Below are 14,166 nucleotides of genomic sequence, written 5' to 3'. Positions count from 1 at the left end.
TGGATAAAATTAACGATTCTGCCAAATGCTTAATGCACCTTTTTGAGTAGCGACGTAAAGTTGGTTGTCGAGGACACGTAATGTGCGGACATCTCCACGTGTTTTAGCGCGTCCAACCAAGCGACCAGTTGCAGGCTCAATCAGATGTAAAACACCATCCAAATCACCAACTACAAGATTCTGTCCCAACATCACAGGATTACTCAACTTACGATTCAATAAGCTTTCATTCTGCCACACCAACTCACCTGTACCGAGATCATAGGCATTCAACTTACCATCAACAGTTGAAACGAAGACTTTATCTTCAGATACTTCTGGACGATTGGTACTGCTCGCGTCTTCGCTCCACACCACACGTTGTGTCGCTAAATCAGTAACAGTCACTTGGCCTTGAAAGCTCGTGGTCACTAAATATTGACCCGCAACCACTGGATCACCATTGATATCAATCAAACGTTGAATATCGGAACGACCTTCGCTAATGGCAACGCGACGCTGAAACTGCGGTATACCGCTAATCACATCGATTGCGTAGATATACGCATTTGCTGAAGCAATCAGTACCGTGCGTTCATCCAAAGGTACAGGAGCAGCTTGGCCTCGCAAGCTAAACTGAATATTTGGCAGCTTATATGCCCAAACCTGTTGTCCTGAAACCGCATCATGTGCAAATACAGTCCCATCATTTGCCAGTGTAATCACCCGCCCCAACTGTATCGAGGATGGAGATAAAATCGCACCAGACAACTGTGTTACCCACTTCTGCTCACCTGTAGCTTGGTCTAAAGCGAACAATTGCCCTTTACGATTACCAACGACAACAATCCCTTCACCGGCTTCAACGCCAGCAGTTAGCTCTTGTTTGGTTATCTTACTTTTCCAAAGACGCTCTTTGCCCTTATAAGCTGAAACTTGCCCATCAGGATCAGGCGTAAAAATCACGCCATTGTCCGTATCCAACTGCAAACGTATTGACTCAGCTGCATTGGTAGAGGAAACACTTTGTGAAAAAACAAGGTTTAAACTCTGTTCTTGCGTGATTTTTGGCAATGGGTTTGGTTTCACTGGCTTAACTTTATTACTCGAACATCCAACGAATAAAGCTGAGGCAATGGCGATTGCCAATGGTAGTTTTAGTTTATTCTGCATTAAGACTCATCCACATTGGTATCTAAGATCGGGCGCTCAATTTCAGGATCATCTACTAAAACGCCAACACTTTCGAGTTTAATTTGTAAAAGCTGACGCTCTTTTTTGCGTTCGATCAAACTATCCCATGCACTTTGATAGGCTTTACGTGCTGATTCAGTATCTTTCTTCGCAACAAAAATATCACCGCGAAGTTCGTCTACTGTCGCTTTAAACGTAGGCTCAGTCACATTGGCCAGTGTTTTTAAGGCTTCGTCATACTTTTTCTGAGCGAGTTGTGCATCGGCTAAACGTAGTTTAACAATTTGTACTAAACCAGCATCTTTGACTGCTGAGTTTTCGACTTTCTTTAATGCTTTTTCCGCAGCAGCATAGTCATCTTTATCATAAGCTAACTTAGCTAACAGGAATTGTGTCTGGATTGCATGTACCGAATTTGCATCTTCTTTCACAATTTTATCTGCTGATTCAGATATCGTCGCAAAAGCATTAGGCTGACCTGCCAAGACATTGGCTTCGTCCATCAACTTTTGCACTTTCGCCGTTTGACTCTGCGCTTCAGCAAGCGTTTTCTTTTGCCAATATTCCCATCCGAAAAAGGCAATCAAGGCAATGAGAATTCCGCTAATGATTGCAGAACCATATTTTTTGGCAAACGACTTAAATTGGTCGAATTGTTCATCATCACTTAAACTCATGTGATTGTCCTTTTCCTAAATATTTTATTGTTTAAATTTCTCGATAAAAAATGAAGTCAGCTCTGCTATGGCAACTTGTGACTGCTCTGCAGTTGCAAGCTCTTTTACCAAAAGCTGCTGTGATTCCCACTCGCGCTCACCCAATATCACCGCATAGATCGCACCCGACTGATCCGCCTTTTTCATTTGGCTTTTCATACTGCCTTGAGAACCTGTTTTAAGGCGAATTGGACTATTTGCAGCTTCGAGTTGATCACGAATTTGCTCAGCCAATAACAATGCTTTGGCTTGATAAGCAGGCTCAGCCAATAAGAACACTTCACAGTCGCGTACAACCTTCTCTTGTTCTACTTGCTCAAGCAACAGCAACAAACGCTCCATTCCCATCGCGAAACCGACAGCAGGTACAGATTGATCCGCTTTACCTTTTAACTGCCCAACCAAACCATCGTAACGACCACCCGCACAGACTGTCCCTTGTGACCCCAACATCGTTGTCGTCCACTCGAAAACTGTCTTGTTGTAGTAATCTAAGCCACGCACCAATTTTTGGTTAATCACAAATTCAATGCCAGCATCGGTTAAGTATTGCTTTAATTGTTCAAAGTGATTGATAGAATCTTCTTTTAAGAAATCATGCAACTTAGGCGCGTTTTCTAAAATCTTTTGCGTTGATTCACTCTTAGAGTCCAAAATACGCAATGGATTGGTGCTGAGACGGCGTTGAGAATCTTCGTCTAATGCTTCTTTATGCTGATTTAAAAACTCAACCAAAGCTGCGCGATACTCTGCTCGTTCGTCTGTTTCACCCAAAGTATTGAGCTCTAAACGGACTTTGTCTGCGACACCCATGCGCTTCCACAGACGTGCAGTCATTAAAATGAGTTCAGCATCGATATCAGGCGTTGCCACACCAAAGGTTTCCACACCGAACTGATGGAACTGACGATAACGGCCTTTTTGCGGTTTTTCATAGCGGAACATTGGGCCAACATACCAAACACGTGGTGTTGCACCACGCAATAAGTTATGTTCCAACATGGCGCGTACACAGCCCGCTGTGCCTTCAGGACGCAAAGTTAGTGATTCTGGCGGTGTTCCTTTGTCGAAAAAGGTATACATTTCTTTTTCAACAATATCGGTTGCATCACCAATGGCACGTTTAAATAAACCCGTTTGCTCTACGATAGGCAAACGAATTTGTTGATAGCCGTAAGCATCCATTAAAGATGCAAGTTGTTGTTCCAGACTTCTCCAAGCCGCAGTTTGCGTTGGAAGGGTGTCATTAAAACCTTTGATCGCGACGATTGAACTCATGACCTACTCAAAAACTTGTACGAATAATTTCTTTAGATTTTGCTTCTTCAATCTCTTGAACACGCTGACGAACCATGGTCTCTATTTCATCAACCAACTGATTGGTGTCAATTAAATGACTTTTTTCACCATTTCGATAGACCAGTGAACGCGGTGACGCACCAACGATACCAATATCGGCTTCTTTGGCTTCACCAGGACCATTCACTTTACATCCGATCACAGATAAATCCATCGGTGTACGAATATCTTCTAAACGTTCTTCTAATGCTTGCATCACTTGAATCACGTTGAATTCTTGACGTGAACAACTCGGGCAAGCAATAAAGTTAATTCCATTTGAGCGCAAACCCAAAGATTTTAAAATATCAAAGCCAATTTTGATTTCATCTTCGGGTTCAGCAGCCAGCGAAATTCGCATGGTATCGCCAATACCTTCCATCAGTAATCCGCCAAGTGCGATCGCTGATTTCACTGTACCTGTACGATAAATTCCTGCTTCAGTGACACCTAAATGCAATGGATTATCAATCTGTTGTGACAACAAACGATAAGCATCCATGGTTAAAAACACATTGGATGCTTTGACACTAATTTTAAACTCATGAAAGTTTAAACGATCAAGGATATCAATATGACGCATCGCAGATTCAAGCAAAGCTTGACCTGTTGGTTCGCCATATTTCACTTGTAGATCTTTTTCTAGTGAACCCGCATTGACCCCAATACGAATTGAAATATCATGATGTTTGGCAGCAGCGACGACTTCACGTACTTTTTGATCAGAGCCAATATTACCAGGATTAATCCGTAAGCAATCAGCACCATAATCAGCCACAGCCAATGCAATACGATGATCAAAGTGAATATCTGCCACTAAGGGCACAGAAACACGTTTACGAATCGCACCGAACGCCTCTGCTGCTTCCATCGAAGGCACAGAAACACGCATAATGTCTGCACCTGCTTCTGCACAACGCTCGATTTGCGCGACAGTCGCATCCACATCACAGGTTTCAGTATTGGTCATACTCTGAACACTAATCGGGGCATCACCACCGACATACACCGATCCCACACGAATTTTACGTGTTGGGCGGCGCTTAATTGGGTTCACGATCATCGTATAGCTCTACCTTTGATTAGCGAGACAAACGGAATTCAGCTTTACCATTTACGGTATAAGGACGCAAGGAAATCTGCTCTTGATTTAAGCTGAGTGATACAGCAGTTGCATCATCCAAACGGATTTGGAATGGTGATTCGCCAGTCAACGTAAGCGTCGATGCTTGGCGACCAGTTGCCAAAACTTTAGCGGTTGAATCCACAATATGCACGGATGTTGGTCGGCTAAAATTCAATACAAGCTGATCACCTGATGTTGCAACTGTATTTGCCATTGGAAGAATTTCAATATTTGAATTGGTGATCTTTGGCACATCGATATCATCTTTGCTGCTTGATGACCAATTTTGCACAGCAGTAACTGCTAACCAACCCAACAAACCGACAATCACCAGAATCGCAATACGCTTTAACCATTGACGATTACGAACACTGTTTGAACCTGAAAGCTTCCCCATGATTTTGATTGGTGAGTTATTCAAAGCATGGCTTGCTTTTAACCCAGTATCATTGACATAGATTTCATCAAAACGATGGATTATGGCACTGGCATCTGCATTTAAGTATTTTGCGTAAGCGCGATAATAACCTTTGATGAAGGTTGCTTCAGGCAACGAGGTATAATCGTCTTTTTCTAATGCCGTCAAGGTTTTGACGGGCATATTCATTTCACGCGCAATCTCTTCAAGTTCTTTCTTTTGTGCAATACGAATTTGACGCAAATACTCACCAGGTCGTTGAATATTTCCCAAAGTTGACGAAGGAGAGTTTGAGCCAGTTGGCTGATGTGAATTTGGATTTATTTCCATACGGCCTCAGTACTGTACTGTAATTGCAAATAACGTTGATATTCTAGACTTTCTGGAAACAAAGCACGCAATTGATTGACTAACACTTGCATTCCCAATTGATCCGCATTCGCTCGAGCTATGCGTATACCCAGCCAAAGCGCACGTGCACCTTGGTTTTTTTGTCCCACATTACGAACATATTGTTCATATAGTTGTGACGCGTCTCTATTGTTTTGTTGCAAATAGAAAATTTCCGACAACTCTAACATTGAAATGGTTGCATTTCGATTTGCTTGTAGTGCCTGTTTGAATGATTTTTCAGCATTCGCAACATCATCTGTGATTAGATAGATCCGCCCTAAATTTTCCAACGCCTGAGAGCGTTGATCATAACCTAAGGTTGCACCCGCACGGGCGAACTGCTCAATCGCTTCATTATAGCGCTGCATTTGATACAAATATGTACCGTAATTATTACGAGCTTGTGCATTTTTCGGTTCAGCAGAAATTGCGCGCTTAAAATAAGCGTCCGCTTTTTCCATATTGAGCTTACTGCCCTCTTGTTGCAGTAAAATGCCCATCATCATATTGGCATTTGCATCACGGGAATTGATTTTTAAGGCTTGGTCAAGTGAACGTTTAGCAGCATCGAGATCACCGTTACGAATATATTCCGCTGCTAACTGGCTACGAACCTGCACGGCCTTTTCAGGGTTTTTGGTCGATGATGTGGTTTGGCAAGCTGTTAAACCCCACACAGCAAGTACAACTGTTGTCGCTATAATCGTTTTTAGTCGAGTTGTATTCAACGCTTTATCCCCAAGTATTATCCTTGTGTGCGCAAAATTTCTTGTCGTTGCGCCACTTTCTTTTTCCACTGTTCGGCGCGACGAGTACGGTCAGCAACTTGTCCCACCAATTGTCCACACGCTGCATCGATATCATCACCACGTGTCTGACGAATCGTACACACAAATCCTGCATCAGACAAAGTTTTTTGGAACGCAATGATGCGATTACGACTAGAACGTCCATAAGGCGCATGCGGAAATGGATTAAATGGAATTAAGTTAATTTTACTCGGTAAATTTTTTAACAACTTCACTAGTTGTTGTGCATGCTCTGGATGATCATTGACCCCTTCAAGCATGACATACTCAATAGTCACATGCTTACGTGCACTTTCATTGCCATCTTTGGCCAAATATCGCTGACACGCAGCAATCAATTGTTCTAATGGGTATTTTTTATTAATTGGCACCAGTTCATTGCGCAACTCATCATTCGGCGCATGCAATGAGATCGCCAATGCCACATCAATATCTTGTATTAACTGATCAATTTTAGGAACAACACCAGAAGTTGATAAAGTCACACGACGTTTAGACATGCCATAAGCAAAATCATCCAACATCAAGCGCATTGAGCTGAGGACCGCATCATAATTTAATAATGGCTCACCCATGCCCATCATCACCACATTGGTCACAGTACGTTCCCGTTCTGCCACAGGCACTTCTTCCATATAGGAATAATTGGCCATCCAAAGCTGACCAATGATTTCCGCAGGGGTTAAATCACGTTGGAAACCTTGTTTACCTGTCGAACAAAATGAACAATCTAATGCACAGCCCACTTGAGAAGAAATACATAAGGTCTTACGAGAGCCTGTTTTATCTTCCGCAGGAATCAAGACTGTTTCAACGAGCGATCCTTCACCCTCTCCTACTCGGAACACCCACTTACGTGTCCCGTCTTTTGAATAGTTACGATGAACTACCTCAGGTGCTTTAATTTCACAAATTTTTTCGAGTTTTTCACGCAATTTACCTGAGATATTGGTCATCTCAGCAAAATCAGTCACGAAAAATTGATGAATCCACTTCATGATCTGACCGGCACGAAACTTTTTTTCGCCCATGTCTTCGAAGAATTTTTCGAGTTCAACTCGCGACATGCCAAGTAAATTTACTTTATTGTCGGCAGCTTGAACGACAGGCGTAGTGAATGACTGTTGTTTTTCATCTGAATTTTCTGATGAAACGACGACTGCAGAACTCATGTGAATTTACCTAAACAATATCAGCGCTAGAAAACACTGTGCGTTATTTGCACAATACAATCTATAAAAAATAAAAAACCAGATAAGTAGTATACCACTTATCTGGCTTGAATACTTTGGATTAACGAGTGCGTGGGCAGATCTCGTTATCAGCAAAGAAGTAAGCGATTTCACGCTCAGCAGAAGCAACTGAATCAGAACCGTGTGCAGCATTTTCATCGATGCTTACAGCGAAATCAGCGCGGATTGTACCAGGTGCTGCTTCTTTAGGATTTGTTGCACCTAAAATTTCACGGTGAGCAAGAACAGCATTTTCACCTTCAAGAACTGAAACAACCACTGGACCAGAAGTCATGAAAGCAACCAAGTCACCAAAGAAACCACGTTCTTTGTGCTCAGCATAAAAACCTTCAGCATCAGTTTGAGAAAGCTGTTTCATTTTAGTTGCAACAATTTTCAAACCTGATTTTTCGAAACGAGCAAAGATGTCGCCGATGTGGTTTTTAGCAACTGCATCTGGTTTTACGATAGATAACGTACGTTCAATCGCCATGATTGGCTCCTATTATGGTCTAAACATTAAAAAATTTGCCGCATTATACCGATGTCATCATGAATAATCAGCTTGAATCTGTAAAAGTTCAACGATTTCGGATGAATTTCTAACGAACCTCATCCAGCCATGCCATCTGAATCGCCTCAAGCAAACCTTCTGTTGATTTCGATGGGTCATCACTAAAGTCAGGCAAAGCACATACCCACGCATGAAGATCGGTAAAACGGATCCATTGCGGATCCACCTCTGGATGTGCTTCGACCAATTCAATCGCGATATCCATGGTATCTGTCCAACGTAAGCCCATATAGCAACCTAAGTAAATAATATGATTAGCGCTACTTTAACAAATCATCGGATTTAAGCGGTAGTATTCTGTTGCTAAATTCGTTCGCAAGCGCTTATAAAAGGATATTAAAGCTTGGCGCGAGTAAAATGATAGCACTGGCAACCGACGCACCAATCATCGCTCCCACAATCACATCACTTGGATAATGCAGCCCTAGAACCATCCGAGACAATGCAACAAGCAGGGTAAATGGCAGCATCAGTATCAGTAAAATCGGCTGAATATATCCCAATGTAATCGTCAACATGACCGCATGTAAGGTATGCCCCGATGGAAAGCTGAAATGATCCAATGGTCGCTCACCCAAGACAATGACCTGATGGACTTGATAAGGTCTCGGACGCGTCGTTTTATGTTTTAAAAATTTATAAATTGCGGTACCAAGCAAACCCGCTGCAATCAAATACAGAATTTGCAGACCATAAGCCAAGCCTTGCATCGCCCAGACAGACAACAACATGACATACCAAAATGGACCATCGCCCAAACGACTAATCGTTTTAAAAAATAAGGCAATGCGTTGTGACTGGGAGAGATGGTTAAGGTATAAACACCCTTTTAAATCAAGATCTAACATTTTTATTTTTGCATTTTGAAAGTTCATAATCTTCTCCTATTTGAGAATACTTTAGGTAGAGCGCATAGGTGACTCCTTCGCTACCTGATAAAGTGCTTGTTCTAATTGTTGTACAGGAAATTGCCAACTCGATTGTTGTACGCTTTCACTGGCGAGTAAGCCCATTTGTCGCAACTGCGGAAGTGCAGGTAAATGACAAATGGATTGAATTAAATCGGCTGTGTTCCCTAGTGGACTCAACCATCCCGTAATGTCCTGTTTGACATGCTGATGTGCGCAAACGTAATCATAAGCCACGACAGCTAAACCACTGGCAATCGCTTCGAGTACGACATTGCCAAAGGTATCGGCTTGGCTTGCAAAGGCAAAAACATCCGCGCTTGCATATGCAGCCGACAATTCACGACCACTGAGGCTGCCCATAAAAATCACATCTTGCGAGGTAGTTAATTTGCTTAAGCGCGCGCGATCAGGGCCATCACCGACGATCACAAACTTAAAATTTGTGCCTTGCTGTGCCTGTAACGCATGGAAACTTTTAATCAACACATCCACTTCTTTTTCTGGCGATAGGCGCCCCACATACAACATTACCCGCGTATCAGCATCAGCACCCCATTGTTGGCGTAATTGTGCTGAGCGATGTTTTGGTGAGAATTTTGCAGTATCCACACCGCGCCCAACCACCACCAAGGGACAGGTCACACCGAAGCCACGTAAGGCTTGCTCGGTATATTGACTTGGCACACAAGTCACATCGGTACTGTTATGGAACCATGTTAAATAGCGTTGAATCGGCTTTACTAAAAAGGCCAAGTCAAAGAAGCGACTAAAGTCATGAAATGCAGAATGAAATCCACTTGATACCGCGATTTTTTTAGATTTAGCGGCTTGTAAAGCGGTCAATCCTAAAGGTCCCTCAGTCACTATATGCACCACATCTGGCGCAAATTTTTCAAATGCTTTTGAAACCTTTAAATATTGTGGCCAACCAAATTGAACGCTTGGGTACTTTGGGATGGGTTGTGCAAGAACAAAACATTCCTGATCAGGATGAAATTCTGTACACACGCCTTTCTGTGTCGGACGAACCAATAAAATCTTATGACCTAGACGTTGTAAACCTTGGCATAACTGCATCATCGACAAAGCCACACCATTGATTTCTGGCGGCCATGTTTCAGTCACGATTGCAATTCTTAAACGAGGACGAACCAAATCTTGAAGTTCAGATAATTCATTTTGTTGATCTTTAAGTTGTTTCCTTTTAAAGTAAAATTTTATACTTTCGGGAAACTGATCTTGCTTTAATAGAGATGTCGCGTATGTACTTTGCATATCGCCATCCATTTGTGTCGTTATTTTCATGCTTTAAGCTTATAAAAATTTTTTGACACTTTAATGATCAATAGATGACAGTTTTTTGACAGTGTTAAAATAAAAAAGCCCTCTCCCAAACTGAGACAGAGCGTAAAAATACTCAATACTTTATTAGTTCAATGGATTATCCACTGCAAAAAGTTGCTCATCCTCCAAACGGTAAGCAATCAATTGCTGCCCCCAAACACAACCGCCGTCAACACTCTGAATTTTTGGACTTACGGTTTTGCCGTGTAAAGCCGCCCAATGCCCGAAAAGAATGTGGTGTGTTTGCGCAGTCTGACTTTCAAAATCAAACCAAGGCTGAAACCCTTCTGGCATCGGCGCGTCTAAACCATCTTTAAAACTAAACTCAAGACGACCATCTACATCAGTCAAACGCATACGGGTTAAATAATTGGTAATACAGCGCAGACGCGCCATACTGGTTAAGTCCTCAGACCAAACATCCGGTTGTGTACCAAACATTTCTGCCAAAAAATGATCCAGCACACTTAAATCATCATGACCAACAACGTCTTGTACTTCACGCGCATAGCGTTCAGTTTGCTGAGCATCCCACAACAAAGGAACACCGGCATGCGTCAAAATCGTGTGTTGATTTGGCAATAAACACAAAGGTTGTTTACGCAGCCAGTCAATCAGTTCATCACCATCAATCGCATCAATGATATCTTGCGTACCATCTTTGTCTTTGATTTTTTTAAAACCGCGTGCGCAAGCAATTAAGGTCAAATCATGATTGCCTAAAACAGTTGCAGCAGCACCCCGATCAGCGAGCTTTTTAACAAAGCGTAATGCGCCAACCGAGTTTTCACCACGCGCAACTAAATCACCAGCAAACCACAAAAAGTCTTGATCGGGATCAAAGCGAATTTGTTTCAATAATGCTTTAAGTGCCTCGAAACAACCTTGCACATCACCAATGACATAGTTATAACGCTTTGACATTAAGACACCATTTGATCAGATAACGCGACGAACTGAGCCAAGCTTAACGTTTCTGGACGCGCCATCGGGTCAACACCTGCTTTTTCAAAGCCATCTTCAGCTAACATCCCTTTCAGGCTATTGCGCAACGTTTTACGACGTTGCGTAAAAACATGCCCCACCAGACGCGCTAAAGCTTTTTCATTATTTGCCACAATTGGCTTGGTTTCATACGGCTCTAAGCGGAATACGGCAGAAGTTACTTTTGGCGGTGGATTAAATGATCCCGGCGGCACTTCAAATAAGAATGTCGGTTTGCAAAAATACTGAATCATCACTGACAAACGACCATATTCCTTGGTATTTGGTACAGCGGTAATACGATCCACAACCTCTTTTTGCAACATAAAATGCATATCTTTGACTTTGCTACCAAACTCCAAGAGATGGAACAATAAAGGCGTTGAGATGTTATATGGCAAATTCCCTACGACACGAAGTGGACGACCCTCTTGAAACAATTGAGTGAAATCGTATTTCAATGCATCCGCTTCAATTATCGTCAAACGCTCAGGGTGTGGTACACGCGCAGGTAAGCCTGCTGCCAAGTCGCGATCTAGCTCCACGACAGTCAGAGCATCACATTCACCGATGAGAGGCGAGGTCAATGCAGCCAAACCAGGACCAATTTCGACAATATTTTCGCCCGTACGCGGATTTACAGAGCGTACAATTTTGGCAATTACACGTTGATCATGTAAAAAGTTCTGACCAAAACGTTTTCGAGCCTGATGCCCTTCATCTTTAGGGTTTAGGGCATTAATTTGATACATATATTTATACTCAATATTTCAAACTTAATTCTCCCCTCGTTGATATAGAGGGTAAGAAGTGACTAAAACTTCGCAAGGGAGGTTCGAGCTAAATCAAGGGCTAAATCGACTGCTACATGCAAACTCGATGATTTTGCTTGCCCAGTGCCTGCAAGAGAAAGAGCTGTACCATGATCGACTGAGGTTCGAATAAATGGCAAGCCTAAAGTAATATTTACCGCTTCACCAAAGCCCTGTGATTTTAACACAGGTAAACCTTGATCGTGATACATTGCCAAAACAGCATCTGCATCTTTAAGGTTTTCAGGGGTGAATAAAGTATCTGCGGGCAAACTCAAACTCATATCAAGGCCTTGTATACGATAGCTTTCCAGCACAGGATTGATGACTTCAATCTCCTCTCGTCCCAAATAACCATCCTCACCCGCATGAGGGTTTAATCCACACACTAAAATTCGCGGCGCTGCAATTTTAAATTTTGTTTTTAAATCATGAATCAGAATATCAATCACTTGATGCAAGCGTTCTTTGGTAATTGCATCTGGGACATTCCGTAAGGGTAAATGCGTGGTGGCTAAGGCAACGCGTAATGTTTTGGTCGCAAGCATCATCACGACACGATCAACACCTGCAAACTCTTGGTAATATTCAGTATGACCACTAAAGGCAATACCTGCATCATTAATAATAGACTTCTGCACAGGTGCTGTCGCAACGCCCACACTCGCGCCTGCCATTGCATAATCTGCGGAACGGCGCAATTGTTCCAATACATAGGCAGCATGTGCTGGATTTAATTGCCCCAATTCAACTGGCTCAGTTAAAGGCACATGCTCAACAAAGAGTTGTCCTGTTTCACTCGATTGGCGCTGTCCTTGATATGAGATTAATTCAACAGAGATTTTCAATTGATCAGCGCGCTGCTGCAACATGTCCCTATCCGCGAGAACCACAATTGGACGCTCATCCACTCGCTCTGCCAAAGCTAAACAAATATCAGGCCCAATGCCTGCTGGTTCACCTGAAGTAACATATAAAGGGAGCATACTTACCGCCAATCATTCATGATTTACACTTAGTGTAACCAAAATCTAAAATCAGCTATAGCGTTTCCTTTTATAGTTCGGTCACATTATTCGCTGCTGGTATTTTTAGGTAAATTTTGCGGCACTAAATTCGAAGGTGAAAAATGTGGGGTTCGGGTCCAAGGGTTAATTTTTGATGGTGTTTTTTTCTCTGTTTGCACAACCTCAGTTAAATCCACCTTTTTCTCAGTCACAAGAACCGTGCTACTTGGCTTCTCGACCAGCGGATTGGGCGTGATCTCTTTCTTTTCAACGATCTGAACGTGCTGGACAGGCGACGCTTCTTTTTTATCTAGTGACGGCGTAACGGCGATCGCAGAAGTTGGGGGTAAATAAGCCGTTGTCGGCATCCCTTGCTTCACTATGGTTTGCGTTGTTTGTTGAGACTGAGTTGGTGGTGCGACCACGCCTGTAGAGGGTGATTGAAGATGCGTCTGATCCACAGGAATCTCGATTGCTTTCATTTCGGCAGTGACTGCCATCGCAGGGTCAACATAGCCATTACCACGACTTTCCAAAACCTCAAGCTTGCGACTGGTTCCCTCTCTAGGCTGAAATTCTGAATAATTGGTGACACTGCCCTGATCTACCCATTTATAAAGCCGTCGCGCATTTGTCTGTGCTGAACAAACGCAGATTAATATTGTAACTACAATCATTTTTGTAGAAGACGACAACTCCATCAAATTCCCCAAAAGAAGAGGTTAATACTTCTATTTATTTCAATTAATTAATATAAAATCATAGGGCAAAGCCACATTTGTCACAAGGCAAATAATATTGCTTAAAATTAAAGTCCTGTTGTTGACCAAATCAGTCACATTGCAGCAAATTCTAGTCTCTTGAGTGAATTATTGTTGTGCGTGTTTATAAATTCATGTAAAATTCCGTCTCCTTTTGTTTGGACAGATTCCACCGTCCAAACCAACTATAATAGGTAGTGGTTTAATGAAAACTCTCAGCGCTAAGCCTGCTGAAGTTCAACATGACTGGTATGTTGTTGATGCTTCTGGCAAAACTTTAGGTCGCCTTGCGACTGAAATCGCTCGTCGTTTACGCGGTAAGCATAAAACGTCTTATACTCCTCACGTTGACACTGGTGATTACATCGTTATTATCAATGCTGAGCAAATTCAAGTGACTGGTAAAAAAGCACTTGATAAAAAATATTATCGCCATACTGGTTTCCCTGGTGGTATCCGTGAGACTAACTTCGAGAAGTTAATTGCTCACAAACCTGAAGCAGTTTTAGAAAAAGCTGTTAAAGGTATGTTACCAAAAGGTCCTCTTGGTTATGCAATGATCAAAATA

The 14,166-nt window shown here is 42.4% G+C and carries 16 protein-coding genes; 1 reads left to right on the top strand and 15 read right to left on the bottom strand.

The features are described from left to right. Window positions 1–9: 9 nt before the first annotated feature. The 15 genes from bamB to J2Y37_RS03215 form a co-directional block, all read right to left on the bottom strand. A complete protein-coding gene (gene bamB / locus J2Y37_RS03285) occupies window positions 10–1,152 on the bottom strand; it encodes an outer membrane protein assembly factor BamB (RefSeq protein WP_349031855.1) in 1,143 nt (380 codons plus the stop codon). Then, window positions 1,152–1,850 carry a tetratricopeptide repeat protein gene (locus tag J2Y37_RS03280; protein ID WP_004669602.1) on the bottom strand — a complete coding sequence of 233 codons (699 nt, stop codon included), beginning with the start codon at window positions 1,848–1,850 and terminating at the stop codon, window positions 1,152–1,154. Before J2Y37_RS03280 ends, bamB begins: the two co-directional genes overlap by 1 nt. A 24-nt stretch (window positions 1,851–1,874) precedes the next feature. Beyond that, a complete protein-coding gene (hisS, locus tag J2Y37_RS03275) occupies window positions 1,875–3,167 on the bottom strand; it encodes a histidine--tRNA ligase (protein ID WP_349031854.1) in 1,293 nt (430 codons plus the stop codon). A 7-nt stretch (window positions 3,168–3,174) separates the two neighbouring features. Continuing rightward, the gene (gene ispG, locus J2Y37_RS03270) at window positions 3,175–4,290 is read right to left on the bottom strand and encodes a flavodoxin-dependent (E)-4-hydroxy-3-methylbut-2-enyl-diphosphate synthase (RefSeq protein ID WP_004669604.1); all 1,116 of its coding nucleotides are present in this window, start codon (window positions 4,288–4,290) and stop codon (window positions 3,175–3,177) included. Window positions 4,291–4,309: 19 nt separating this feature from the next. Then, window positions 4,310–5,101, bottom strand: coding sequence for a RodZ domain-containing protein (locus J2Y37_RS03265; protein ID WP_349031853.1), 792 nt, complete (start codon window positions 5,099–5,101; stop codon window positions 4,310–4,312). Next, complete coding sequence (gene pilW / locus J2Y37_RS03260) at window positions 5,092–5,892, bottom strand: type IV pilus biogenesis/stability protein PilW (RefSeq protein WP_349031852.1); 801 nt, start codon at window positions 5,890–5,892, stop codon at window positions 5,092–5,094. Before pilW ends, J2Y37_RS03265 begins: the two co-directional genes overlap by 10 nt. A gap of 17 nt (window positions 5,893–5,909) precedes the next feature. Then, a complete protein-coding gene (gene rlmN, locus J2Y37_RS03255) occupies window positions 5,910–7,145 on the bottom strand; it encodes a 23S rRNA (adenine(2503)-C(2))-methyltransferase RlmN (protein WP_004669609.1) in 1,236 nt (411 codons plus the stop codon). Between the two features lie 121 nt (window positions 7,146–7,266). Then, entirely contained in the window at window positions 7,267–7,698 is a 432-nt protein-coding gene (gene ndk, locus J2Y37_RS03250; RefSeq protein ID WP_121930680.1) for a nucleoside-diphosphate kinase, read from the bottom strand. 109 nt (window positions 7,699–7,807) lie between these two features. Beyond that, window positions 7,808–8,008, bottom strand: a complete 201-nt coding sequence (gene iscX, locus J2Y37_RS03245; protein WP_349031851.1) for a Fe-S cluster assembly protein IscX — start codon at window positions 8,006–8,008, stop codon at window positions 7,808–7,810. Between the two features lie 94 nt (window positions 8,009–8,102). Beyond that, window positions 8,103–8,654 carry a phosphatase PAP2 family protein gene (locus J2Y37_RS03240; RefSeq protein WP_005195220.1) on the bottom strand — a complete coding sequence of 184 codons (552 nt, stop codon included), beginning with the start codon at window positions 8,652–8,654 and terminating at the stop codon, window positions 8,103–8,105. A gap of 24 nt (window positions 8,655–8,678) precedes the next feature. Then, window positions 8,679–9,995, bottom strand: a complete 1,317-nt coding sequence (locus J2Y37_RS03235; protein ID WP_349031850.1) for a glycosyltransferase family 1 protein — start codon at window positions 9,993–9,995, stop codon at window positions 8,679–8,681. A 123-nt stretch (window positions 9,996–10,118) separates the two neighbouring features. Further along, window positions 10,119–10,958: a symmetrical bis(5'-nucleosyl)-tetraphosphatase gene (locus J2Y37_RS03230; RefSeq protein WP_349031849.1), complete on the bottom strand. Its 840-nt coding sequence runs from the start codon at window positions 10,956–10,958 to the stop codon at window positions 10,119–10,121. Further along, complete coding sequence (gene rsmA / locus J2Y37_RS03225; protein WP_130162568.1) at window positions 10,958–11,770, bottom strand: 16S rRNA (adenine(1518)-N(6)/adenine(1519)-N(6))-dimethyltransferase RsmA; 813 nt, start codon at window positions 11,768–11,770, stop codon at window positions 10,958–10,960. The genes J2Y37_RS03230 and rsmA overlap by 1 nt, the downstream gene beginning before the upstream one ends. Before the next feature lie 62 nt (window positions 11,771–11,832). Further along, window positions 11,833–12,816 carry a 4-hydroxythreonine-4-phosphate dehydrogenase PdxA gene (pdxA, locus tag J2Y37_RS03220; RefSeq protein WP_349031848.1) on the bottom strand — a complete coding sequence of 328 codons (984 nt, stop codon included), beginning with the start codon at window positions 12,814–12,816 and terminating at the stop codon, window positions 11,833–11,835. An 86-nt stretch (window positions 12,817–12,902) separates the two neighbouring features. Then, entirely contained in the window at window positions 12,903–13,538 is a 636-nt protein-coding gene (locus J2Y37_RS03215) for a hypothetical protein (RefSeq protein ID WP_349031847.1), read from the bottom strand. Window positions 13,539–13,803: 265 nt separating this feature from the next. Here J2Y37_RS03215 and rplM point away from each other — a divergent pair. Next, a partial coding sequence (rplM, locus tag J2Y37_RS03210) for a 50S ribosomal protein L13 (protein ID WP_349031846.1) occupies window positions 13,804–14,166 on the top strand: 363 nt, incomplete at its 3' end.

Origin of the sequence: Acinetobacter sp. 3657 (assembly GCF_031456775.1) — a bacterium.
GTDB lineage: Bacteria > Pseudomonadota > Gammaproteobacteria > Pseudomonadales > Moraxellaceae > Acinetobacter.
Note: the sequence above shows the minus strand (reverse complement) of the source record. Positions and strands in the feature narration are given on the sequence as shown.

Excerpts from the sequence above, each read along its gene's own strand:
- bamB (WP_349031855.1), bottom strand. The coding sequence starts at position 1,152 with ATGCAGAATAAACTAAAACTACCATTGGCAATCGCCATTGCCTCAGCT.
- J2Y37_RS03280 (WP_004669602.1), bottom strand. The coding sequence starts at position 1,850 with ATGAGTTTAAGTGATGATGAACAATTCGACCAATTTAAGTCGTTTGCC.
- hisS (WP_349031854.1), bottom strand. The coding sequence starts at position 3,167 with ATGAGTTCAATCGTCGCGATCAAAGGTTTTAATGACACCCTTCCAACG.
- ispG (WP_004669604.1), bottom strand. The coding sequence starts at position 4,290 with ATGATCGTGAACCCAATTAAGCGCCGCCCAACACGTAAAATTCGTGTG.
- J2Y37_RS03265 (WP_349031853.1), bottom strand. The coding sequence starts at position 5,101 with ATGGAAATAAATCCAAATTCACATCAGCCAACTGGCTCAAACTCTCCT.
- rlmN (WP_004669609.1), bottom strand. The coding sequence starts at position 7,145 with ATGAGTTCTGCAGTCGTCGTTTCATCAGAAAATTCAGATGAAAAACAA.
- ndk (WP_121930680.1), bottom strand. The coding sequence starts at position 7,698 with ATGGCGATTGAACGTACGTTATCTATCGTAAAACCAGATGCAGTTGCT.
- iscX (WP_349031851.1), bottom strand. The coding sequence starts at position 8,008 with ATGGGCTTACGTTGGACAGATACCATGGATATCGCGATTGAATTGGTC.
- J2Y37_RS03240 (WP_005195220.1), bottom strand. The coding sequence starts at position 8,654 with ATGAACTTTCAAAATGCAAAAATAAAAATGTTAGATCTTGATTTAAAA.
- J2Y37_RS03235 (WP_349031850.1), bottom strand. The coding sequence starts at position 9,995 with ATGAAAATAACGACACAAATGGATGGCGATATGCAAAGTACATACGCG.
- J2Y37_RS03230 (WP_349031849.1), bottom strand. The coding sequence starts at position 10,958 with ATGTCAAAGCGTTATAACTATGTCATTGGTGATGTGCAAGGTTGTTTC.
- rsmA (WP_130162568.1), bottom strand. The coding sequence starts at position 11,770 with ATGTATCAAATTAATGCCCTAAACCCTAAAGATGAAGGGCATCAGGCT.
- pdxA (WP_349031848.1), bottom strand. The coding sequence starts at position 12,816 with ATGCTCCCTTTATATGTTACTTCAGGTGAACCAGCAGGCATTGGGCCT.
- J2Y37_RS03215 (WP_349031847.1), bottom strand. The coding sequence starts at position 13,538 with ATGGAGTTGTCGTCTTCTACAAAAATGATTGTAGTTACAATATTAATC.